The sequence below is a fragment of the Thermanaerothrix daxensis genome (genome assembly GCF_001306145.1).
In the GTDB taxonomy this organism is placed as follows: Bacteria; Chloroflexota; Anaerolineae; order Anaerolineales; family Anaerolineaceae; genus Thermanaerothrix; species Thermanaerothrix daxensis.
On record NZ_LGKO01000005.1, the window covers coordinates 529,268 to 551,200 of the forward strand.

The window sequence follows — 21,933 nt, forward strand, 5'->3', positions numbered from 1 at the left end:
GACTATTGGTTTTTGCCGTTGCCGGGCACCTCATCATTCGATGAGGGAGCAGGTGGACGGTTGAAGACGATTTGAACGTGCGAAGCACCCAGCGCGCGTTGGAGTTCTTCCATGGTGATATCCAGCATGGTCTGCGGATCTGTGGCAGCGCGGATCCGCCCGGTGATTTCCAGGGCCTTACGTTCGCGTTCAGCGCGGCGTAGGGTGGTTTCGAGCAAACGGGCGTTCTCCAGGGCTAGGGCCACCTGTGCCGCTATGGCTTTCAGGGCTTCGATCTCTTCCTCGGTCCAGTCTCGTTCGGGTGCCCCCACATCCTGGACCCGAATGACACCCAGAATTTCATCACGTAACTGAATGGGTACCGCCAAGACGGCTGCCTGCCCCTCCTCGGCTGGGGCAACTGTCACCTCACCCCGGCGGATAGCGGCTTCAATTTCCGGCTGCGAAAGCGGGGGTTGAGTGAACAACCCCTGTGCGGTGTAGATATAGGCGCGGTGACGGCGAGAACGGACTTCTTTTTCCCATTCCTGCTGGAGGTAGCGCCGGTTCACGCGACGTGCCTCGTCCAGAGCACGCATGGTTTCTTCAAGCAACTGGTTGTTGACGATAGCAATAGCAATCTGATCAGCCAGCGTACTGAAGAGTTCAATATCTTCTGGGGTGAAGGCGTTGGGTTGAGTGCTCTGAACATCCAGAGCGCCAATGACACGATTATTGGCGATAAGAGGAAGCGCCATTTCAGAGCGCGTTTCGGGCAGGTCGGGGTTCTTAAAGTGCACTGCGTCTTCGCCCACGTCCGTGGCAATACGGGGTTGTCCGGTGGCTGTCACATAGCCTACAATACCCACCTTACCAACTGGCAGTTTATGCTGGCGCGCCAGCATGCGCTTGCCCCCTTCGCTATTAGCGGCACGCAACACCGCGTATTCGCCTTTCTCATCAAGGAGAAAAACGCCAACATGGTAGAAACCAAAGCGCTCGCTAATCAGGGTGGTCACTTGATTGAGCAGACTTTCAAGTGCCTGGGCAGACACAATGCTCCGCGCGACATCGGCTACCGTCTGGAGCTGACGTGTGCGGTAGCGCAGGGCTTCATTTTGCTGAGCCAGTTCGCGGGTGCGTTCACGAACGCGGTCTTCCAGTTCGTTAATAAGGCTGCGCAGTTGCGCTGTCATCGTATTGAAGGCATTACCCAGTGTCCCAATCTCATCCCGGCTTTCTACGCTGGCCTCGGCTTCCAGATCCCCAGCCGTGATTCGCTCGGCAGTCTTTGTTAACTGAATCACCGGCGCGCTCAAGGCCCCTGAGACCCAGGAGGCTGCCAGACCCACAGCCGCAGCAAACAATGCGGCAATGATGACGGCTAGACGACCCTGGGCTTGAAGCAAAGCCAGGAGGGTACTCTGTTCGCGTACGAAGAGGACGTACCAGGGTTTGGTCTGTAAACGCACAGCCACACCACTTTCCAGGTGGCCGGGTCTATCCGGATGCACTTCCAAAGTAAAGTAGGTTACACTGGAACCGCGTTTTAGAACATTGGCCAGGTCTGTCTGGTTGGTATAGTTTACGTAGGGATGGTAAGGTAGACGATTGAGTTGTGCTAATTCCAGAGTTTGTGAGTAAGTGGGGGGAGTGAGAAATTTATAGAGGTGGGTTGGCGTCATGACATCGGCGATGCGCATAAAGTTTTCATCCAGCAAAATGGGGTAGGAATGTAAGCCCAGGAGATTGAGTTTGGGCTCCAGCAGACGCTGGAATATCTGGGCGTCGTATTCAAGGCGCAAAACCCCAATAATCTGCTGGCGCTCGTCACGGATAGGCACGGCGAAGTAGATATAAGCAACTTTGTTCTCCGGGTTAAATTCAATAGGGGAGATATACACCTGCCCGGTACGTGTCACCTGCATGAAATAGTCGCGTTTGCTCTCATTCTGACCAATTGCGGCTGGGTTACTATCGTAGATGTTCTGCCCACGTAAATTGAGTAGCCCGTAGGAAACCAGGTGGGTTTCGTGCTTTAATAACAGAGAGTTCAGGGTCACCCGCAGTTGTTCTTCTTGAGGGCTACCCTGCCGTTTGGTGGGATCCATAACCAGATAATCGTAGAAAACTCTTAGATTGGCCTCGGTGATGAGGGAGTCACGGTTGGAGGCGAGAAAGGTGTCAATTTCTTGAGCCACCTGCTGGGCAGCCAGGCGTAAAGCCTGATTACTCTGATTTTGCAGGCTGGTGAAGATGAAGCGCGTATCAACCAGCGAGAGCAGAATCAGAGGAGCGATGGCCATCCCCAATGCGCTGGTGACCAGTCGGACACGCAGGGTGACGGTCACGTAGTCCAGACTGAGCAGCACCAGGTAAACCATCGCCAACGTGCCTAAGAGGATGGGCAACGAATCAGCAATGACAGGAATTGAGACCTGGAGCTGGGGAAATAGTGATCCTACTAGGGCGGTGGTTACGGCTATGAAGAAGGCGCGGGTGATTGCCGGTTCACGACTTTGCTCTTCCAAAACCCCGGTGGCAACCAGAATGCCGTAAAGGAAGGATAGAAGCGCGAGATAAACGGCGGTGGATTGGCTCAACGCTGCCAGGATCAAAAGAGAGAATTGGAAGGCAGGCGCGAGCCGGGGCATTGCCTGGCGGTAGTCGGCTTGCTCGGGTGAGTTGGCAATGATGGAGAGGACAATCAATGAGGTCAGCCCGAACGTGATTGCCAGGACGTAAAGCTGCCAGAACTGCGGCTGGTAAAACATTCCGATCAGGAAGAGAGCGGCCAAAAGCCCCAGGATCAATGCCGTACTGAAGGTTATGGCGGTTGCCAATTGGCGCTGTTTGGTTTCAATCGGGATCTGTGTGGGATCAAACACAGGTAATGCCGCGGATGAAATCATGCCTCACCTCCCGGCTGGTCCTCGCTACCTTCCTGGTGCTCGTCGCGCAATTGTACCAGCACCTCAGAAACTCCCAGAGCACGACCGATTTCAAGCGCCGCGGCCCGCAGGATCCCATCCACATCCGTAGCGGCTTGCACACGGCTGCCCAACGCACTCACCAGATGCTCCCGCTCGGCGCGTGTGCGCATCATCTCCAGCAGGCGCGCATTTTCAAGTGCAAGGCCAACACGTTCGGCGGCGCTGTTAAGCAAACGCAGGGTGTCTTCGGAAACGCCTCCTCCCCTGAACTTAACCGAGATGACCCCCACAGCCTCACCGCGTGCCCGGATGGGAAGATAAAGCACGTGCTGTGTTCCTTGTTCATCTCCAGAGGTTTTTAGGAGCGGCTGCGATTGGTGGATGATCTGTCCAATTTCTGAAGGGGGTGCAGTTACCGGTTCAAGCCGGTTAGCGCGCCAGCGGTAGCCGCGTGGCTTGCGAGAAGCGCGTAAATATTCCCGCCACTGCTGGCGAACAACCTGACGGTAGCGCGTTTCCAATTCAGTAGCATACTCCTGCAGCCGATTGATCAATTGGCGGCGTTCCAGAGCTACGCCTAGCTGATCAGCAATGGTCTGGAGCACCTGAATATCTTCTTCGCTGAAAGCGCTCACTTCTGTGCTTTGAATGTCCAGAGCCCCAATGACTTCCTGCCCTACTCGAATGGGTAAGGCAATCTCGGAGCGTGTTTCTGGTAGGTAGGGGTTTTTGAAATGCACGGCGTCTTTCCCCACATCCAGGGCGATACGGGCTTCACCCTTTTCTACGACGTAACCCACAATGCCCTCGGCTCCTTTCTTAAGGCGGTGGCCTGCCTCAATCATGCGCTGGCCGGCTTCGCTACTGGCTGCCCGCAGGATTGCATATTCTTTGGCTTCGTCCAGGGTGAAGATACCGGCATGATAGAAACCCAGGTAGCGCTGAATTAACGCCAGTGCAGAGCGGAAGAGCGTCTCTTCGTCTGCCTCGAGCGAGATCTCACGGGCGATCAGGCTGGCAACTTCAAGATAGGTACGATGCCGCCGCAACTCGCGGGTACGCTGTTCAATGCGCACTTCCAGGGCAGCCCGTTCGGCTTCAAGGGTATATGTCAGCGCTTTTTCTTCCTGCAAGGCACGGTAGAGTTCCTTTTGGGCAACGCCGTATGAGGCCATAAGGAGGCCAACAACCAGGAGCCAGGCCACGGTAGCCGTGATCCAGGTGAGCAATGGGGCGTCCACTGGAGGAATGCCTAGTCGTGCAACCCATCCGGTTAGATGGATGGCAGCCAGGCTGCTTATTCCTAACAGCACGAGACTGAAAAGGACATAAGCACTTCGTTGCCCCAGGAAAGCATATGCCATCAGAATAAGTGCCAATAGCCATACCCAGGCAGTGCCTAGTGGTCCCCGGTAGAGGAGTTCAAGACCCCCCAGGACTCCCAGCGTTATCAGCAGGGCCGCAATGCGTAGTGCCTGGGGCTGGCGTTGAATCAAGACACTTGCGCTGAGCCAGAGTAGCACCAGGGTCAGGACAAGAATGGGCAAGTACTGGCGCGCCTGAAAGAGGCTCAACGCCACCCATGCGTAGCCCAATGCCGCGCTAACCCATGCAATATAGAGTGCTCGTTGCAGAATGGTTTCACGGAGAGCAGTTATGTCTCCGGGAGCCGTAGAAGAGGTGAGAGACGAAGGGGGTAATTGGCTCATCGCCCGTTATCCTTTGTGGCGGGGGTTTCGGGGGGTATGAGGTGAATACTGGCCTCGGCAATGTTGGGGAGTTGAGCCAGGGCTTGTACGGCTGTTCGCAAAATCTCATCCACACTTTCCACCCGCGAGAGCGTTGTACTGATTTCATTCAGGCGCTGTTCCAAAAAAGCCTGGCGTTGAGTTTCCTGAAAGAGGCGGGCATTCTCAAGGGCTGTGGCCGTTTGCATGGCCACTGCATCCAACCATGCGATCTCTTCATTGGTGAGGTTGGGTTGTTCCATCTCCAGGGTAATGGTGCCAATTATTTGATCGCGCAGTACCAAGGGGAAATGAGCCACATGGGCTGATGAATTGTTCTCCTGAGGTGCGGATGGGCTTTGGTAGGTCACTTCAATGGCACCGTGTTCTTTCAAAAAATCTCCCCATTCTTCGGCAACGTGCGTTCTGGACAAAACTCGCACCTCTTCACGTAATTGCTGGATGCGCTGGTAGAATTCGAGATTTTCCAAAGCCAAACCCAGGCTGTCAGCAATACCTTGAAGAACCAGGATATCGTCTTCCTCAAAGGCGCGCACCTGGGTGGATTGAACGCTTATGGCACCCAGGCACTGGCCCCGGCGTAGAATAGGGAGGGCCAGTTCAGAGCGCGTCAGCGGCAAATGTGGGTTGCTAAAGCGCACTAGTTCGACGCTGACATCCTGAGAAATGCGGGGTTCTTTACGCGCTGTGGCCCAGCCGATCATGGAGTTTCCACCTACGGCCAGCCGGTGCCCCTCCGCAAGCATGCGCCGCCCGGCTTCGCCCGTTCCGGCACGCAGCACAGCAAGTTTGCCGCTCTCATCAATGAGAAAGATACCCACATAGTAAAGATCAAATTCCTGTTGAATCAGGTCAGCAACCTGTTGCAGCATTGTGGGTTGATCGGTGGCCGTATTAACCGTGCGCGCAATGGTTGAGGCCGTGTAGAGCTCGTGGATACGTCGTTGTAGGGCGTTGGTACGTTCTGCGAGTTCACGTTCAAATTCGATTCGAGTTGACCGCAGTTGACGCTCTAATGTGTTTTTATCAATGGAGATCTGATTGAGGCGCTCTTGCATGAAAGGCAGGGAGAGCACTCCCAAAACTGCTGTGTAGGCCAACAAAATCAAGGCACTTAACCAGTTAGCGAATGTGTTGAAAGCGAGGATGGTTTCGGGGAGAGGAGTGGGTAAGATGCTAAGGCGCATGGCCCCGAGGATCCCCAGGGGGGTCAGAAAGGTTACCCCAACCCAGGGAAGCATCGCGGGCGGATCAAGTAGCAGGACCCCAATCAAGATGGTAGCGGCAAATGCGAGCATGCCGATGGGTTGTGGGCCATAAGTCAGGGTAATTTGAGTTCCCACGAGATACGGGAATGCCCCGAGAAAGGCCGCTCGAAGCCCAAAGGGCCAGTGGCGCAGGAAAGGCAGAAGGAGCCCCAGTGCAAATAAAATTGCCCAGATCCCTACGCCGGGCTCATTGGCTCCCTGAAGGGCTCCAATCAGATGAGGCAGGGCAAACCACCCGATCATGGGGACTTGGATCAGGAGGGATTGTTGGAGCAGATACTCTCGGAGCGTAGGAAGTTCGCCTCGCTCCAGCACCTCAGGGGGAATATTACGGGGTAAAACACGTTGCCACAGGCTCATAAGCTAGAGTTCCTCCCTGCGCTCATGGCCGTCATTGTCTGTTGGGGATTCGTTGAGGAGGGAACGACTTCTAAAAGGGTCAGAGGGCGGCGAAGGGGGCGTAATTCGGATGTTGACCCGCTGGGCTCCCAGCGCCCGCCCAATTTCAATGGCCGAGGTCTGGAGGATGTTTCCCACGTCAGTCAATGTGCGGATCTTGCTGGTGATCTCGTATAGGTGGCGCTGGCGTTCTGCCTGAACCTGGATTTGGCGAACCAGGCGCGCGTTGGTCAGGACAGCAGCCAGGTTGGTAGCAAAAGTGGCGAACATTTCCTGATCCCTTTCGTCGAAAGCCGCAGGCCGCTCCGATTCGATGCAGAGCACCCCCAGAATCTCGTTTTGATAGCCAATGGGCAGTGCTAGCGCTGAACGTGCACCTGATGCCAGAGGCTGGAATTTCCCTTCGGGGGTGAACTCGCTAATTCGCAAAGGCTGCCGGTTTGCGGCTACCCAACCGGGGATCTCTTCGCCTAATTGCCAGAACACTCGGGAGAGCACATCGGTCTCATAACCGGCATGGGCTTTCAGTTCCAGTACTTGTTCGCGATTGAGCAGGAAGATCGCAAGGCGTTCCGCGGGCAAGGCCTCATGCAGGCCACGGAGAGATTTTTCGATAATCTCTTCAACCACCAGACTGCCAGACGCCTCAGAAATGATCTGGTAGAAAAGGCGCTGCTGGTTAAGGTTCTGCTGAGTACGGGTGTAGAGTAGGGCATTATCCAGCGCGATTGCTAGCAGGCTGGCGAGGGTTTCCAGGATTTGTACATCTTCAGGCTGGAAAGCATCATAGGAGCGACTTTGCACATCCAACGCTCCCAGCAGGCGGTCTCCTACTCGGAGGGGTACCACAATTTCGGAGCGGGTTTCAGGTAACAATGGGTTGGGATAATAATCCGGGTTTCCCTGAACGTTGTTGGCAACAATGGTGCGTCCCAATGCAGTGGCCTGACCCACCAGTGAGCGCGAACCAACGGCCAACTGATGCCCAGATTGTTTCATGATTTGCCCAATTTCGCCCGAGGCCTCTTGCAAAATGGCATATCGCCCAAGTGAGTCCAAAAGGAAAATCGAGGCGTGGTAATATCCCAGGCGTTCACGTATCTGGTTAGTGGCATTTCGGAGCATGAGGTCTATGTCGCGGGCGCTGATGGCTTCACGCGCGATCTCAGCCGAGGCCAGGAGCTGTTCGGCGCGGCGCTGGGCCAGTTGCTCGGTGCGGATGTATTCGCTGATGTCCTGGGCAATGCGAATCAGACGGGCGCTTTTCCCATCAGGCGTGGGAATGGGAATGCGTGACACCAGTTCCCACACATTCTCGCCTTGTAGGCTGAAGTAGTAGTTAGGGGTGTTAACTCGAGCCTCACCTGATTGAATCACTTCAAGGTCCTGGGCCAAATCCAGGCTGCCCATCTCTCCCCCCAGGTCTATATCCGTTTTGCCCGTAATTTGGGCGAGCGAATCCACCCCGTAGTGGCGTAGAAGAGCCTGGTTGGCGTATAAAAAGCGCCCTTCTGCATCTTTAATGGCAATACGCTCTGGCAGGCTTTCTAACAGCGTAGTTAGGAGAATGTGTTCCTGTTCGGCGTGACGTTGACCTTCCTCAACCTCCAATTGCAGGCGGTGGGTTTGAATCGCCCAGGCCACCAGAGGGGCTACGCCCTCTAGTGTGTGCTTGGTGTTTTCATCGAATCGGGCTTCGTGGTGCAGGTCCTGGAGGATGAGTGCACCGAGCGCTTCGTCTCCCCAGAGCACCGGAACACCTAGCCAGGACTTGGCCGGAGTGCCGATCAGGCGAACCCCCAGCGTGCGAGCAGTTTCTTCCACGTCATGCGTGATCAACAAGGGGTGTTTGTGGGTGATAATGTAAGAAGTAAGCCCCTCGCCGAGGGGGAGCGGATCCACCCTTAAGGGTTGGCCGTTTTCAAAGAGAGCAGGGAAGGTAATAACCTGCTGGTCGGAGTCCAGGAGCGCAAGAGCGAACGACAGGTCCGAACCGAAATGGTCATGGATAAAATTGGTGAGAGCAGCATAGAAATTGGAGGGGGATGTTAGCGTTGGAAAGCAAGTTTTAAGGAAGGCTTCCGCCAAGGTGTAGAGCGACTCGGTGACCTCAATTTTTTGCGGCTTGGGGGTGCGAGGTTGTCTGGGTTGTTCAGGGGGATGGATCAAAAAACTTAAGGCCAGTTGGTCGGCCAGAGTGCAGAGCACATTATAAAGGGCAGGAGGAAAGGCGTTTTTCTGCCCCGATTGTACATCCAGCACGCCATAAACCTGTGCGCCCGCTATCAAGGGGATGACCAGGATGGATTGGGCATCGTTCCAGATATGATCCATTTGACGGTGCGGATTGTCGGCTTCCAAATGGGGGATGTAATAAGGGCGCTGGTTGGCGATAGCCCATCCGAACAAAGTGTCGGAATGGATAGGGACGTGCACCTGGTGAAGGGGAAATGTGTTCGGTGCAGGGGTTTGAATTGCTCTTAAGGCAACCGAGGTTTCGTTTGTTTCCAAGACGTATACAGCCACATGGGGGATATTTAACCCCTGGGCAATTTTGTGTACGGCGCTGGACAGGAGTTCTTCACAATGGTTGACCACCGCAATGATGCGGGCAACTTCTGAGATCACCTGGGTGTAGGGTAGAGGGGTATGGAGGGTTTCTTCTAGCGTTGATTCTCCGCTCATAGACGGCCGCTTTCTAAGAAATTCAACTTAATTCCCAGACAGATTCGCCGTTAAGGATGCGCTTAATCTGGTCGGGGAAGCGATCAGGATCCAGGGGCTTGCCCAAGAAGCCGTCAAAGCCGGCCTGGCGGGCTTTGTTCATTTGCTCCAGGCTGGCTTCTGCGGTAACGGCTACTACGGGAACGTTACGAAACCGGGGTGATTGACGAATCTTGCGCAGGGCGCCGTACCCATCCTCGTAGGGCAGGCGAATATCCATCAAAATAAGGTCCACCTTGGGCAATGAATCGGCGAACTCAGCCACCTCATAGCCTGAGGTTTTCCATTCACAATGAACCCCTAAATATCCCAGGAGACGTGCAATCAAAACAAAGTTGGAAACATTGTCCTCAACAACCAGCACCACCGTATCTTTGGTCAAAGGGCGGGTGCCGTGAGTTTGGCGAATGGAAAGCGGCGTTTGAGCCGGGTTTTCAGGTGAGGCGGTGGATGAAGCATTGGCATTCATGTTGCTACTCCCTGTGGCCGTTTAGAAGAAATTCGGCGATCTGGTCGAGGAAGCGGTCTACATCAATAGGTTTTTCGATATAACCATCACAACCCGCTTGAAGGGTACGCTCTTTATCCCCGCGCATTACATTGGCGGTTAGTGCTACGACCGGCACCCCATGCAAGTGCTCCTGGGATTTGATGGTGCGGGTGAGGGTGTAACCGTCAATATCCGGCATGTTGATGTCCATAAGAATCAGGTCCGGACGGTGGGCTTCAAGGATCCTGAGCGCCTCGGTAGCATTGGCGGCCTCAAGTACGTTATAACCGCTGGCTTGCAGCAGCCGCCGCACAAGGGTGCGATTATCCAGGTTATCTTCGACATAGAGGATGGTTTTCGGTGTTCCCATGACTTGCGCCTGATTTATGGAATAGAAAAGGGGAATGCCTTAAAAGCCACGGATGCCCTTAAAGGGGATGGTTTTCATAAAATTATAGTGAGTTTTGCCTGGAGAAGTACCACTCCTTGCGAAACTGTAATGTAGTCGCAAGGTGTTTCTAACCGCTCACGGAAATTGCAAGGATTGTGCCGAAAGATTAGTGACCAAGGGAGAAAGTTGAACACAGGTTAGAGCATGCTGTGGTTGAGCCTAATGGCTTGGGTAGACTAAAAAACGTGCAGTTTGAGGTTGCGATTCGCGTGAGCGTATGCAAAGACATGAATACCGCCATCTGCGTGGCGGTATTTGAAATTATTAGAGTGGGCGACGGGATTCGAACCCGCGAATCTCAGCGGTAGGTTGATATTCATGGCTTCGGCTAATTTAACCTTCTAAGGTTGATGGTACGAATATTTCTTTTGCACTCTCTATTTATCCTCTGCAAACGTATAAATGGGTTGTTGACAACATGAGCTTCTGCTATTTTCGCATTTTCCACCTCAGTTAACTGTAAATAGAAATTATGTTCTATTATCTATTAACACGCTTTGAGCCGGTTTCTCTTTCCGGCTCGGCGATTTGGTCTTGAAGGAGGACTTTTGACGCTCCACTTCGAAACGCAACAATTCAAGATACCGCCTTTGTTCGTCGGGTGGCAACTGCGAGAGCAGGTACAAGACTTCCCTCTTGATACTCAGTATCGGGGGGACGGGTGGCAGCAGCCCGGCGGCGCTGGAGTGGGCGCGTCAGAACGCAGGGAAGCTGGTTGCAGGGATCCTGCCCGATATACAAACCGGTATCTCACAGATCATCACTGCTGGATTGAGCGAGGGCAAAACGATCTACCAAATCCGTGATGAGATTGCTCATCTGCACGAAGAGCCGGATCAAACTATTTTCCCGGAATGGCGGGCAACCCGAATCGCGCGCACAGAGGTGATCCGTGCACATGCGCAGGGTGCAAAGTTAGGTTACCAGGAAAGCGGGGTGGTGCGAGGAATGCGCTGGCTGGATGGGCAAACCGGTGCCTGTCCGAAATGCCGTGAGTTGCACAATAAAGTTGTGCGTTTGGGTGAAACGTTTTATGTGGATCCCAAATTCGGTGACGGGTTACCGCCGCGTCATCCGCATTGTCGTTGTGCAGTTGCGCCGGTGACGTTGGATGATGTGAAGTATCTGCCGGCGGATCATCCGTTGCGAGATAACCGGAGGAACAGCATTCAGGAACTGACTGATTGGCAAACTGTGACACAAATCAACGGTTTTATGATATCCGGTGAACGGCGCTGGCATTATATTCGACGGCACTTTACGGGTTATGAAGGGAAGCCACCGCAGATAAAAGATCTGAAGCGGGCAGAAACCATGCTTGAGCAAATCCTTCAAGGCAATTATGAGGGGATGAAATTGAGACGGGGCGCGATCGTTTATTATCGGGAATGGTCTCCGAAGTCATATCTTGTTGTCCCGGTGGTTGACGGGAAGGTTCGATCACTTTATGTTAGAGAAAAAAGACAGGTTGATAAATGGTAATAAAAAACCCCTTTCGGGGTTGGCGCCTGGGGGCCGGAAACTCCCCAGTCTTCCGCTTTCGCGGTATGCTCGTCCGGACTACATCCTCGCCATATCTATAATAACAATTTTTAGGTGGATTGTCAATGAAAGTTTTACGCATTGAAGGATTGGATGAGATTTTGAAATTCGTTGGGAAGACATCTAATCTCAATGACCAAATCTACGTTCCAATTTGGAACGCGATGGGACAAGCGGGCAAATTGCTGGAAGGCCAGATCAAGCAAAACCTGACCGACAACGACAGCGTAGCCACCGGCGATTTGCGTGCCAGCGTGTCCTCGAGTGAAGTGCAAGTTACAAAAGATGCCATCTTTGTCGAAGTCGGCGCCGGGCGCGGTTTGCCGTACGCCAGAGCCGTTGAATACGGCTCGAAACCGCACACGCCGCCCTTGTCGATCACCGAACCCGGACAGCCTCTTTATGAGTGGGTGAGAATCAAACAGTTAGCCGCCACATACTCAGTACGAACGGGGAAACGATTGGGGAGCAAGGCCAAACAGATTGACGAGAATCGCCAAGCGGCGCGGGCCGTATGGGCAAAGATTCGCAGATCGGGAACGAAACCCCATCCGTATTTCGAGCCGGCGCTGGATCGGACACGGGACAGGATTGCTAAGTTGTTCGAGGAAGCAGTGGATAAAATCATCGATCAAATTAAAAAGGCTTGACTTTCGTAGTGAATCTGTTCTATAATACAAACAACAAACGAGCGCGGAAGCGCAGGCTGTGAGCCGATTCTGTGGTAGAGCCCGGATAGGCAAGCAGTAACACTCTCAACGAGTCCGGTAGAGCCGGCGAGAGTAAGTGATACCCAAGTCATGGGATTACTTAGTCTCGCCGGTTTTTGTTTTGGAGGTTTGAGTATGCCATATCCAAACGAACATGCTGCTAGGCTGGTTGATCCAAGCCGCTTTGAAGAGGATTCATTCCGGCGGGTCAACGATAAATTTGGAGAAGGTATTCATGCTATTTTCGGTAGGTTAAAGGGCGAGGACTCATTAACTTTGCAGGCGATCCGCTTTGATGCGGATAAGTTTAGCGCCGAAGAGGCACGGCAGTGGTTGAGGGATCATGACTACCAACCGCTTGAGTTCGAGGAAGCCACGAACGAAAACGAAGCGGAAAAAAGCCTATCCTATTTCATCCCGCTGCAAAAGGTCATCGAGGCGCGCCGTGAAGTCTGGGGAGTGGCTGCAATCGAACAGCCTGATATGAGCGGGGAGATCATGGACTACGCCAAATCGAAGCCACACTTTTGGGCGTGGTCGAAACGGGTGCAGAAAGCCAGCCGCGGCAGGTCCTACGGCAACGTCCGCGACAGCCATACCACCAGGGCGGTTGGCAAAGTCATCAAGATGATTTTCGATGATGCGGCGAAGGCCATCCGGGTCGGGGTAAAAGTCGTGGACAGCGAAGCCTGGCAAAAGGTAGTAGAGGGCGTATTTACCGGTTTTTCCATCGGCGGCCGATATGGCGAACGTTGGGAAGACCCGATAAACAAAGGTTATGTGCGCTATGAAGCCATCCCGAATGAGATATCACTGGTAGATCTGCCCTGCATACCCGGGGCAACTTTCGAAGTCATCAAAGCGGATGGCAGTCGAATTGTTACACCAATACTCAGTATGAAGGGAGTTGCGATGAAAGAACGGATTTTGAAACTACTCAAACAAGATGAGGGCAAGGAACTGGATGAAGAAAAAATCCAGGAAATTGCCGAAGAGATTGTCGCGATGCTGGAAGAACGATCCACGGCGAGTGAGGACGACAGCGGGAACGCAGAGGATGCAGTCGAAAGCGAAGAAACCCCGGAGGACGGGGAAGAGCAGGTGGCTGAAGAGCAGCCCAAAACGCTGACGGCTGATGATGTGCGTGAGATCGTCTTATCCATCCTCGCCGAATTCGGATTGATCGAGCGGGTTGGATCCGATATGCAGCTGAGCGCTCGCATTCGCGGGATGGCGAAGTCCAAGAGTCAAATCGAGCAGCTTGTGCGAGATGTGGCGAAACTGGCTCTTGAAGTGGAAGCCCTCAGCAAACGCGGCGCAAGCGGGCCGGTTTTGCGTGAAATCGGATCATTGACGCCGCAGGCCAGCGCGGCACTGCAGAAAGCCGAGGTTTTGAAAGCGGCTTTGCAATCGGTAACCGATCCGCTGGCACAGCAGGCGTTGCGTAATGAAATTGCGCGCCTGGAAATTCAAGCCATTCAAACCAAGTCGTAAGGAGTTTGTTATGATCGAAAATCTGTCTCAATTGACCCAACAAGCAATTGCCGAATTCAAGAAGGCACTTGCTCAACCAATGGACCCAAACGCGCTGAAAAAGGCGGGGGTCACCCAAGCAACCGGGCTGGTTGCCTATGACCTGCAAGCGCCGGCCAAGAATCTGTTCCCGGTTCTGACTCCCATTCGCAACCGCACCCCGCGGGTTTCCGGCGGTGGCGGTACGTCAACCAACTGGAAAGCGGTTATTGGGATCAATACGGCCGGCTTGCGAGGGTTTGTGCCGGAAGGCGAGCGGAACGGCGTGATTACCACGCAAGTGGTGGATAAAAGCGCTCCTTATCGTACCCTCGGCCTTGAGGATAGCATTACTTTCGAAGCCGAACGTGCAGCGGTGGGGTTTGAAGACATTCGCGCTACTCAGGCACAGCGGTTGCTTTGGGCAACGATGATCGAAGAGGAACTTGCCGATTTGGGAGGCAACTATTCGGTTGCTTTGGGAACGCCGGACGCCCCCACGGTAACCACCGATAGCACGGGAGGCTCTATTCCTGCCGGTACGTACAATGTGATCGTGGTGGCTTTGACTCTGTACGGTTACCTGGCGTCCTCCGTAACCGGTGGTGTAGTCGGACAAGTCAGCGTTACCCCGGCCGGTGGCGGTTCGGCGTTTACCTACGGCGGTGGTTCATCCAATAAATCCAGCCCAACCAGCACCGGCGTGCTGACCGGTTCAACCAATGTCATCAAAGCCAGCGTCCCGGTTGTGCCCGGCGCGGTGGCATACGCCTGGTATGTCGGGACCAGTGGCAACGAGCTTTTACAGGCGATTACCACGATTAACAGTGTGGTCCTGACCAGTTTGCAGACCTCTGGCCGTCAGAATGCCAGCGAGATTACTGCCGACAACTCCAGGAATTTGCTCAGTTACGATGGCATTTTGTATCAGGCCTGGGCAAGCGGTTCGGGCGCCTACATCAAAAATATGCCCACCGGCACGCCCGGCAGCGGTACGCCCCTCACAGCGTCCGGCGATGGCGGTATCGAGGAGATCAACGAAATGTTCCGCTGGATGTGGGACAATTACCGGATATCTCCGACGCGCATTTACGTCAACGCTCAGGAAGCGGATAACATCACCAAGAAAGTTCTGACTGCGTCTGCTGCGCAGATTCCCTATGTAACCGGTTCGGAGTTCACTGCCGGCATGCGGGTGAAGAGCTTACTCAACCGCTTTGCAATGGGTGTTGCGCCGGAAGTGCCGCTGGAGATCCACCCGAATATGCCGCCCGGCACGCTACTGGCGGTAACGGAGCAGCTGCCGTATCCTTTGAACGGTGTACCCAATGTGATGGAGATGCGTTTGCGTCAGGATTACTATCAGATCGAATGGCCGCAGCGCACGCGGAAGTACGAATCGGGCGTCTACTTCGACGGCGTGTTTGCCCACTACTTCCCACCCTCCATCGGGATCATCACCAATATCGGCAACGGCTAATTTGGTAATGGGGAGGGGCTCGGAAGGGTCTCTCCCCCTGGTTGAGGTTTTATGAAGTACCGGGTATTGGGGAACCTGTACAGCGTCGGCCGAGGCGATTTCGTTGCCTATGTCGAAAACGGGCAGATTGAATTGCCCGAAGATCTTGCAGAAAGCATGATCGACACCGGGGTAATCGCACCCCTCGATACTGAGTATGTTGTGGTGGAGCAGGTAACGAATGGATTACACAACGATCGCGGCAGTCAAGCGCGCACTCGGCAGCGGCGAAAACGCGGATGATGTCCTGCTTACCGAGTTGATCACCCAGGCAAGTCGGGCTATTGACCGGTATTGCGGAGGGGGTGATAACTATTTTGTGCGGGAGACGCTTTCCGATGTACTCCTACAAGGATTGATCTCCTCTGATGGGGTTTTGTGGTGCTGGCCGCCCAAACCGGTTATCGAGAACGTCTCTTATCTGGCTTATCGGATTTCGGCCCGAGAGGACTGGCGCGAGCTCAATCCTGCTCATGCTGAAGTATTCAAGAATTCGGTACTGTACCACGGTGTAGATGGAAAAGGAAAGGTGTGGGTAAAGATTGCCTTCACCGGGGGTTTCTCGCCTCTTCCGGATGACCTGGTGAATGCTGCCACATTGCTGAGTGTGCGCTTTTACAAAGAGATCAAATCCGGTTTGACGGACAGCATTGGGGTAGCCGAACTGGGCATGTTGCAGTACACCAAGGCCTTGCCGGAGCGTGTGCAGCTAATGTTGAAACCATACAAACGGGTTGTGTTATGAGTGATATCCAACAGCGGCTAGTAGATATCCAAAAGACAATAAGCGGCATCAAACGGGCTTATCTATGGGCGCCTCAATCGCTGGCCGATTCGGATTTGCCGATCTTTTGCACGTTTGCCGGTTCGGCAACGGTTGCCCCGATCGGTGAGATCTTGGCCGAAGAGACCCGTACCTGGCTCATGCGGTTGTACGTCAAACCGATCTTTCAGGGTATTGATGGCGAAGCGGAAAAGTCGGCCGAGCCGTTTTTGACAAGTGTACGCGATGTATTTTTGTCGCATCCCTTGCTCGGGCGGGGGACGAAGGATTCTACCTTGCCCTGGGTAAAGAAGGTTGTCTGGTTGGGCGATAATGGCATCCAGGTCTTGAACTATGCAGGTCAAAGCTATGTAGGGATCGAATTCAGGATTGCCATTACGACAATCGTCCCGATCTCGATTGCATTTTACGAATGAAGTGAGGTGAAGTATGGAGATCATCAGCGAAGCAATGATAAACGGAATACCATTGGTGTTAGTGGTTCTGGGCCTTGTGGAGTGGTCCAAGCGTTTAGGTTTGTCCGGCAAGGCGCTCCAGCTACTCAGTATGCTGGTGGGGATTGTACTGGGTGTGTTGTATCAGTACAGCGTTTTCCCGCTTGTTACATTTGCTGAATGGTTCGGAGCCGTGGTATACGGCCTGGCACTTGGCCTGATTGCCAGTGGTGTATATGATGCCGTCCGCAGTGCCGTTACTCGAGGGTAGCATGACCGCTGAAGAACGGGTTAGCAACATCAGTCTCCAGCGTCAGATATCTGCTTTATCTGCACGTCTTGACCAAGTTGCAGCCGACGTTGTGGAGATCAAAACAATGCTCAAAGACATTGAAGCCCGTGTGCGCAGGTTAGAGAACCATGAAGCCGGCAGCCATCCGTTGCTTGAAAACCGTCTGGATGCTGCCTGGCGCAAACTCGAGGAGCATGACAGGCGCATTGACGACCTTACACGCATCGTGACCAGGCTCGACCAGGCAAACCGGTTGATGGCGTGGCTGGGTGGTATTCTGGGATCAACCGTTTTGATTTGGTTGATCACTCAGATCTTGCAGGTTGTGAGATGAACGCTTTAGGCTGTGATGTGAGCCACTGGCAAGGCGAGATCGATTTTGCCCGGATGAAAGAGGCCGGTGCTAACTTCGTGTTTCTCAAAGCCAGCCAGGCGGAGTGGACGGATAGGCGCTTTGTCGTCAACTATCAGGCTGCTAAACAAGCCGGCTTGCTGGTGGGTATGTATCACTATTTGGATTGGACGACGCCGGCAGACAAACAGGCTCGCTACTTCGCCAAGCTTATTCAGGATTACCCACCGGATATCGAACCGGTGCTGGACTACGAGGAGCGAAGAAAAGCACCGCTACAGCGAATAGCGATTGTGGCCGCAAGGGAATTCGTCGATATCGTCGAGGAAAATACCGGCAGGGTTTGCATGGTTTACACTTCACCGGGCTATTGGCACGAATACGGCAGCGATGCCGCGTCCTGGGCAGAGTGTCCACTGTGGATTGCGCATTATCGGGTATCGAAGCCCATCGTTCCGGCCCCGTGGAAAGATTGGCTGTTCTGGCAATATACGGACCGCGGTGATGGGAAACAATACGGCGTATCGAGCGCGCAAATTGATTTGAATTGGTACAACGGAACGGTGGATGAATTGTTGGCCCGCTACGGAAGGCCCTCCCCGGAGGAGCAAAACGGCGAACCTGCCCGGCGCGCACCGGTAATGTTGCGTGCTGTATCCCGGGTTAATATCAGAAGCGGACCGTCTACAAGCCATGCGCCCCTCGGCATACTGAGTAGTGGAGAACGCATTGAGGTAATCGGCATCAAAGTCGAGAGTGCCCAGCGAGTCTGGATACGCCACGAGCGTGGTTGGAGTGCAATGGTCTATGATGGATTAATTTTGATGCAGGAAGTCTCATGAAACCGAAATTCAACGAATCTAGATCCTGTCCGTTGTGTGGTAAGCCACTGGACCCTCACTACGAAGAAAAAGGGGTAATTCGGTACTTTTGTGACTGTGCGGGTTTCTCCCGCCCGGTAATCGAAATTCTACAAGAAGGAGTGAAGGAAGATGACAGCGCCGATTGAGAGAACTCTGAATTACGGATTGCGTTATGCATGCGTCTACGAGCTGGATAGCAACGGGTACCCCAAAGCCAGCGGTACTACTGCTTATGAGGGGATACAGTTCAAGGGAGCAACGGCATTCGACCTGACGATTCCGGATGCGCGTAAGCTGACCGGTCTTGGAGAGGACGGCATCACCCAGGTTGTTTATCTCCCACCGCAGGAAGGTGTAGACGCCAGGTTAAACGTCGAGGCGGCCGACCCGGTACTGGCGGCGTTGCTGGACGGAACGAAAGTAGCCACCGTTGGAGAGGCCACTGTGGTGGGTGTTGCGACCGATAAACAAGGGTTCGAACCCCGCGTAGCACTGCTGCTCTATCAAGCCGCGAAGGGCCTGGATACCGGCAAGACCTACTGGCATAGTTTCATCATCCCCTCAGCACAAGTGGTTCGCAAGACTCCGGGTATGGGCGCAGACAAAGCGGTTACTCAGTATCAGGTGGCACCCAATCGGGTACGCAGACACCTATGGGGTGTGGAGTTCTCGAACAGTACCGAAGGCTTTTTGGAGGCCCAAATCTTGGAAGTTTGGAGCAATTACCCCTTGCGAATTGCTTCGTATCTGGGAGACGGTACTACGACATCCTTCAACTTCCCGGCGAACTTCCCGGCAGTGTCGACCGATGGGATCAAGGTCTGGAAGAACGGTGTAGAAGTTACTGCGGGTCTGACCAAGACGGTTACCGGGATCACCTTCACGACTGCACCGGCCAACAACGATGTGATTGTTGTTCTACGCGAGGTTGCCGGATGATCGTACAAATGACGGTTGACCGGGTAACAGTAGATTTGATCGTACGCCACGCAACGGTAGCCGATGCGATGGATCAAGCGCTGTTGGCCAATAAGGCTGCAGAGCATACCTATCGGAGCGATGCAGAACGAGCCGTAGCCGTGATGATCTATCCACGTTGCGTGGCGTGCACCCAGGGTACGGTGGAGATCGACGGCCAAACAAAATCCGTGAAGGAACTTACCCCCCAAGAATTTTGCAGCTTGCCGTATGAAATCGGCGAAGCTTGGTTGCAAGCGGTTATCGAGGAAAATCCCGGCTGGGCATTACAGGTTGAGGAACAGACCTCGGAAAAAAAATTCTAGAAGTCGTCAGGCAATTAGAGCGATTTTATTGTTCTACATCTGCGGGGGATTTTCCGGATGAATGGTTTGGCTTAAAGGAAATCCCCGATTGTGTTCTCGGTCAGGCGCTGGATATTTTGCTGGTACTAGAGGCTATTGAATGGAAATGGGACATCCAAACCATCCTCAATCAACCGGATGATTTGTTAAGGGCTGTGTTACGGCTAAAGGCAATTGGTGAGAAATTGCGCCGGCAGCAGTTACAAGAGATGGAGTAACTTAAGTGCCCAGAGGGTGTGAATGATGGCAGACGGAGGTAAGCAGCATAAAGCAATGAGAATACCCGGATTTGGGAAATATACGGCAAGTCCCACAAGAAGGAACGACGTAATCAACAAGGAACCAAACCAAATCGTTCCGGCGTTTGTACTGTGGACTCCAACTTGATCATCATCCTGTGGTTCGTTCTTAAACCAACTGCTGTACATACTTCTAGTATAGGTGAAATATGGATGAAAAGCAATTAAGACTCTTGTTGATCTTCGGTTCTGATGCTGCGAAGGTCAATGATGATATGAAAAAAGTGCAGAGCCGCGTTGAAGAGCTACAACGGCGGGTTAAGGCACTTCAAGAGACGATGAAACTTAACAAAGCGGTTGGGAAAGATATTAACGAACTGGAAAGGGAATTGGAAGATGTAACACGGGAATTGGTAGAACTTGATCAACAGGCAAGAAAAGCTGAAGTAGCCATGCGCGGTATGGCGAACAGCTCACGTGATATTCGGGACAACCTATTTAACCTACGGGACATTGGCGAAAAATTAAACCAAGTTGGCGGGGCATTTCAACGGTTTGGCAGATCAATATTATCGCCGATATTTGGTTCTGCTCAAGCGTATATTTCCACCAGTCCATTCAGTACTGCTGCCATGGCGTGGCAAAAGGCGCAAAATGATATACAGCAGTCGTTTTTGCGAATTGGCGCAGTAGCTACTGAGCAATTATTGCCGGCATTGCGTATAGCAGCGGAATTGGTAAATAAGATTGCTGATGTGATCGAACGAAATCCCGAGCTGGTCAAGGCAGCCGTTTTGATCGGAGGTGGTTTTGCAGCGATCGGCGGATTAACCCAGATCGTCGGGCAGATCACGATGTTAGTGGGGGTTGTCAAGGCATTAAATCTGCCGGCGATTTTGGGAGGGGTTGGAGGAGCTGTTAGTCGTCTTGGTCTACTTAATCCATATGTGGCAGTTACTGCAGCAGTTGGGGCAACTGCGGCTGCGGGTTACAGTGCGTTAGCGCGGACAGAGTTTGGCGCGCAGCGCAATCTGCAAGCGGCACCGGCACAATTGGCTACGATTCTCGGCTATTATGCGGGACGATTATTTAGTGAGGATCGCGCCAGGGAGTGGGCATTGGCCGTTGGGAGGCTGACCGGCGCGATCAATGATCACATTACGGCTGTTCAGCGTGATACCGTGGTTACGCAACAACAACTCGAGGCGTACGAGGCTTATGAACAAGCTCAACGCCAGCGGGTCATGGTTGAACAACAATATCAAGTTGAACGCAGTAGGATCATTGCAGAATTTGCCAACCAGCGGCTTGAAGTTGAACGCCGTTATGAAGCTTCGCGAAATGCATTGATTGCTCAGTATGCGGAACAGCGGCGGAAGATCATGCAAGCATACGCACAAGCCGAAAGACAGGCTGAGCAAGATTATTATCAAAATCGCTTGAAGGTTGCTCGGTCCTATCAGGTCGAAGTACAACGGGCGGAAGAAGATCATCAGCGCCGCTTGCGGCAGCTACAGACCGAACATGAAGACCGGTTGCAAGAGTTGATCGATGCGCGAGACGCTCTTGGGATCATCCGTGAACAACGGTCCTATGAACGCCGCCGACAGGAAGAGGAAGAACAATATCGTATTCAGGCCGCCAGGCGTTCCGAGGATTTTGCCAGGCAGATTAGTGAAATGGAGGCCCAATTTGCTGTACAGCGTCAGCGGCGCCGGGAAGAATTCCAAATCCAAATGCAAGAACTGAGTAAACAACATCAGTTGAGAATGGCGCAACTTGCCGCAGAGCGTGCGGAAGAATTAAAGCGCTTAAACGAGAGTCAAAAAGCACGACTGAGACAACTCGATCAACAATATCAAAACGAACTGCAACAACTTCGCGCTGCTGAGCAAAACCGACTCAATATCCTAAGAGCATTGGCGCTGAACGATCAAGCGGCCCTTCAGCAAGCGGGCATGCAGTTGACTCTTCGTTATAAGGAATGGTTGAACCAACAGGTGCAATCTTTTTTGGGAACAAAATCTCCCCCTCGAGGAAGAGCTCTGGGAGGGCCTGTTATGGCAGGTATCCCGTACGTTGTTGGAGAACAGGGGCCAGAGCTGTTTATTCCGGAATCAAATGGATCGATCGTTCCTAATTCCTTAACGAAGAATTTGCTCACCTCTTCTTTCACTTCTACGGGAAAAGTTATCCAGATGCACATCGAGACCTCAACCCTGACGCTGAAGCAAGTCATGCATGAAGTAGAAAAATTGCTCAGTCGTCGGGATCGAGCATTGATTGATGCCTTTGGAGGTTAAGGTGGCGGATTTCAAAATCGGTACCACTCTAAATGACATGGTCAACATTGAGTCCTTGAGTACGCCACT

The 21,933-nt window shown here is 53.2% G+C and carries 18 protein-coding genes; 12 read left to right on the forward strand and 6 right to left on the reverse strand.

The genetic code is table 11. The features are described from left to right. Nucleotides 1-2 precede the first annotated feature (2 nt). Genes SE15_RS11085 through SE15_RS11110 form a run of 6 tightly spaced genes read right to left on the reverse strand, consistent with a single transcriptional unit; the run spans nt 3 to nt 9,911 of the window. Complete coding sequence (locus tag SE15_RS11085; protein WP_054522173.1) at nt 3-2,891, reverse strand: GAF domain-containing protein; 2,889 nt, start codon at nt 2,889-2,891, stop codon at nt 3-5. Then, nucleotides 2,888-4,621: a GAF domain-containing protein gene (locus SE15_RS11090; protein ID WP_054522174.1), complete on the reverse strand. Its 1,734-nt coding sequence runs from the start codon at nt 4,619-4,621 to the stop codon at nt 2,888-2,890. The genes SE15_RS11085 and SE15_RS11090 overlap by 4 nt, the downstream gene beginning before the upstream one ends. Further along, nucleotides 4,618-6,288 carry a GAF domain-containing protein gene (locus SE15_RS11095; RefSeq protein ID WP_054522175.1) on the reverse strand — a complete coding sequence of 557 codons (1,671 nt, stop codon included), beginning with the start codon at nt 6,286-6,288 and terminating at the stop codon, nt 4,618-4,620. The genes SE15_RS11090 and SE15_RS11095 overlap by 4 nt, the downstream gene beginning before the upstream one ends. Nucleotides 6,289-6,291: 3 nt before the next feature. Then, the gene (locus tag SE15_RS11100; RefSeq protein ID WP_054522176.1) at nt 6,292-9,012 is read right to left on the reverse strand and encodes a GAF domain-containing protein; all 2,721 of its coding nucleotides are present in this window, start codon (nt 9,010-9,012) and stop codon (nt 6,292-6,294) included. Between the two features lie 22 nt (nt 9,013-9,034). Beyond that, nucleotides 9,035-9,520: a response regulator gene (locus SE15_RS11105; RefSeq protein ID WP_054522177.1), complete on the reverse strand. Its 486-nt coding sequence runs from the start codon at nt 9,518-9,520 to the stop codon at nt 9,035-9,037. 4 nt (nt 9,521-9,524) lie between these two features. Next, on the reverse strand, nt 9,525-9,911 hold the full coding sequence (locus tag SE15_RS11110) for a response regulator (RefSeq protein WP_054522178.1): 387 nt from the start codon (nt 9,909-9,911) through the stop codon (nt 9,525-9,527). A 717-nt stretch (nt 9,912-10,628) separates the two neighbouring features. On the opposite strand from SE15_RS11110, the gene SE15_RS11115 reads away from it, so the two are divergent. The 12 genes from SE15_RS11115 (at nt 10,629) to SE15_RS11170 (ending at nt 21,864) form a co-directional block, all read left to right on the forward strand. Beyond that, complete coding sequence (locus SE15_RS11115; RefSeq protein WP_054522179.1) at nt 10,629-11,474, forward strand: phage head morphogenesis protein; 846 nt, start codon at nt 10,629-10,631, stop codon at nt 11,472-11,474. 125 nt (nt 11,475-11,599) lie between these two features. After that, the gene (locus tag SE15_RS11120; RefSeq protein ID WP_054522180.1) at nt 11,600-12,184 is read left to right on the forward strand and encodes an HK97 gp10 family phage protein; all 585 of its coding nucleotides are present in this window, start codon (nt 11,600-11,602) and stop codon (nt 12,182-12,184) included. Nucleotides 12,185-12,379: 195 nt separating this feature from the next. Further along, entirely contained in the window at nt 12,380-13,738 is a 1,359-nt protein-coding gene (locus SE15_RS11125; RefSeq protein WP_054522181.1) for a hypothetical protein, read from the forward strand. A gap of 10 nt (nt 13,739-13,748) precedes the next feature. After that, the gene (locus SE15_RS11130; protein WP_054522182.1) at nt 13,749-15,236 is read left to right on the forward strand and encodes a hypothetical protein; all 1,488 of its coding nucleotides are present in this window, start codon (nt 13,749-13,751) and stop codon (nt 15,234-15,236) included. 220 nt (nt 15,237-15,456) lie between these two features. Further along, nucleotides 15,457-16,020 (forward strand): head-tail connector protein, encoded by a 564-nt coding sequence (locus tag SE15_RS11135; RefSeq protein ID WP_054522183.1) that lies wholly within the window; start codon nt 15,457-15,459, stop codon nt 16,018-16,020. Beyond that, nucleotides 16,017-16,475 carry a hypothetical protein gene (locus SE15_RS11140; RefSeq protein WP_054522184.1) on the forward strand — a complete coding sequence of 153 codons (459 nt, stop codon included), beginning with the start codon at nt 16,017-16,019 and terminating at the stop codon, nt 16,473-16,475. The genes SE15_RS11135 and SE15_RS11140 overlap by 4 nt, the downstream gene beginning before the upstream one ends. 34 nt (nt 16,476-16,509) lie before the next feature. Then, entirely contained in the window at nt 16,510-16,764 is a 255-nt protein-coding gene (locus SE15_RS11145) for a hypothetical protein (RefSeq protein WP_160316706.1), read from the forward strand. A gap of 1 nt (nt 16,765) precedes the next feature. Then, entirely contained in the window at nt 16,766-17,119 is a 354-nt protein-coding gene (locus SE15_RS11150; RefSeq protein WP_054522186.1) for a hypothetical protein, read from the forward strand. Then, the gene (locus SE15_RS11155) at nt 17,116-17,979 is read left to right on the forward strand and encodes a GH25 family lysozyme (protein ID WP_054522187.1); all 864 of its coding nucleotides are present in this window, start codon (nt 17,116-17,118) and stop codon (nt 17,977-17,979) included. Before SE15_RS11150 ends, SE15_RS11155 begins: the two co-directional genes overlap by 4 nt. Before the next feature lie 150 nt (nt 17,980-18,129). Further along, a complete protein-coding gene (locus SE15_RS11160; protein ID WP_054522188.1) occupies nt 18,130-18,939 on the forward strand; it encodes a hypothetical protein in 810 nt (269 codons plus the stop codon). Further along, the gene (locus SE15_RS11165; RefSeq protein WP_054522189.1) at nt 18,936-19,283 is read left to right on the forward strand and encodes a hypothetical protein; all 348 of its coding nucleotides are present in this window, start codon (nt 18,936-18,938) and stop codon (nt 19,281-19,283) included. Before SE15_RS11160 ends, SE15_RS11165 begins: the two co-directional genes overlap by 4 nt. A gap of 487 nt (nt 19,284-19,770) precedes the next feature. After that, entirely contained in the window at nt 19,771-21,864 is a 2,094-nt protein-coding gene (locus SE15_RS11170; protein WP_054522190.1) for a hypothetical protein, read from the forward strand. Nucleotides 21,865-21,933 lie beyond the last annotated feature (69 nt).

Excerpts from the sequence above, each read along its gene's own strand:
- SE15_RS11085 (WP_054522173.1), bottom strand. The coding sequence starts at position 2,891 with ATGATTTCATCCGCGGCATTACCTGTGTTTGATCCCACACAGATCCCG.
- SE15_RS11090 (WP_054522174.1), bottom strand. The coding sequence starts at position 4,621 with ATGAGCCAATTACCCCCTTCGTCTCTCACCTCTTCTACGGCTCCCGGA.
- SE15_RS11095 (WP_054522175.1), bottom strand. The coding sequence starts at position 6,288 with ATGAGCCTGTGGCAACGTGTTTTACCCCGTAATATTCCCCCTGAGGTG.
- SE15_RS11100 (WP_054522176.1), bottom strand. The coding sequence starts at position 9,012 with ATGAGCGGAGAATCAACGCTAGAAGAAACCCTCCATACCCCTCTACCC.
- SE15_RS11105 (WP_054522177.1), bottom strand. The coding sequence starts at position 9,520 with ATGAATGCCAATGCTTCATCCACCGCCTCACCTGAAAACCCGGCTCAA.
- SE15_RS11110 (WP_054522178.1), bottom strand. The coding sequence starts at position 9,911 with ATGGGAACACCGAAAACCATCCTCTATGTCGAAGATAACCTGGATAAT.
- SE15_RS11120 (WP_054522180.1), top strand. The coding sequence starts at position 11,600 with ATGAAAGTTTTACGCATTGAAGGATTGGATGAGATTTTGAAATTCGTT.
- SE15_RS11125 (WP_054522181.1), top strand. The coding sequence starts at position 12,380 with ATGCCATATCCAAACGAACATGCTGCTAGGCTGGTTGATCCAAGCCGC.
- SE15_RS11130 (WP_054522182.1), top strand. The coding sequence starts at position 13,749 with ATGATCGAAAATCTGTCTCAATTGACCCAACAAGCAATTGCCGAATTC.
- SE15_RS11135 (WP_054522183.1), top strand. The coding sequence starts at position 15,457 with ATGGATTACACAACGATCGCGGCAGTCAAGCGCGCACTCGGCAGCGGC.
- SE15_RS11140 (WP_054522184.1), top strand. The coding sequence starts at position 16,017 with ATGAGTGATATCCAACAGCGGCTAGTAGATATCCAAAAGACAATAAGC.
- SE15_RS11145 (WP_160316706.1), top strand. The coding sequence starts at position 16,510 with ATGATAAACGGAATACCATTGGTGTTAGTGGTTCTGGGCCTTGTGGAG.
- SE15_RS11150 (WP_054522186.1), top strand. The coding sequence starts at position 16,766 with ATGACCGCTGAAGAACGGGTTAGCAACATCAGTCTCCAGCGTCAGATA.
- SE15_RS11155 (WP_054522187.1), top strand. The coding sequence starts at position 17,116 with ATGAACGCTTTAGGCTGTGATGTGAGCCACTGGCAAGGCGAGATCGAT.
- SE15_RS11160 (WP_054522188.1), top strand. The coding sequence starts at position 18,130 with ATGACAGCGCCGATTGAGAGAACTCTGAATTACGGATTGCGTTATGCA.
- SE15_RS11165 (WP_054522189.1), top strand. The coding sequence starts at position 18,936 with ATGATCGTACAAATGACGGTTGACCGGGTAACAGTAGATTTGATCGTA.
- SE15_RS11170 (WP_054522190.1), top strand. The coding sequence starts at position 19,771 with ATGGATGAAAAGCAATTAAGACTCTTGTTGATCTTCGGTTCTGATGCT.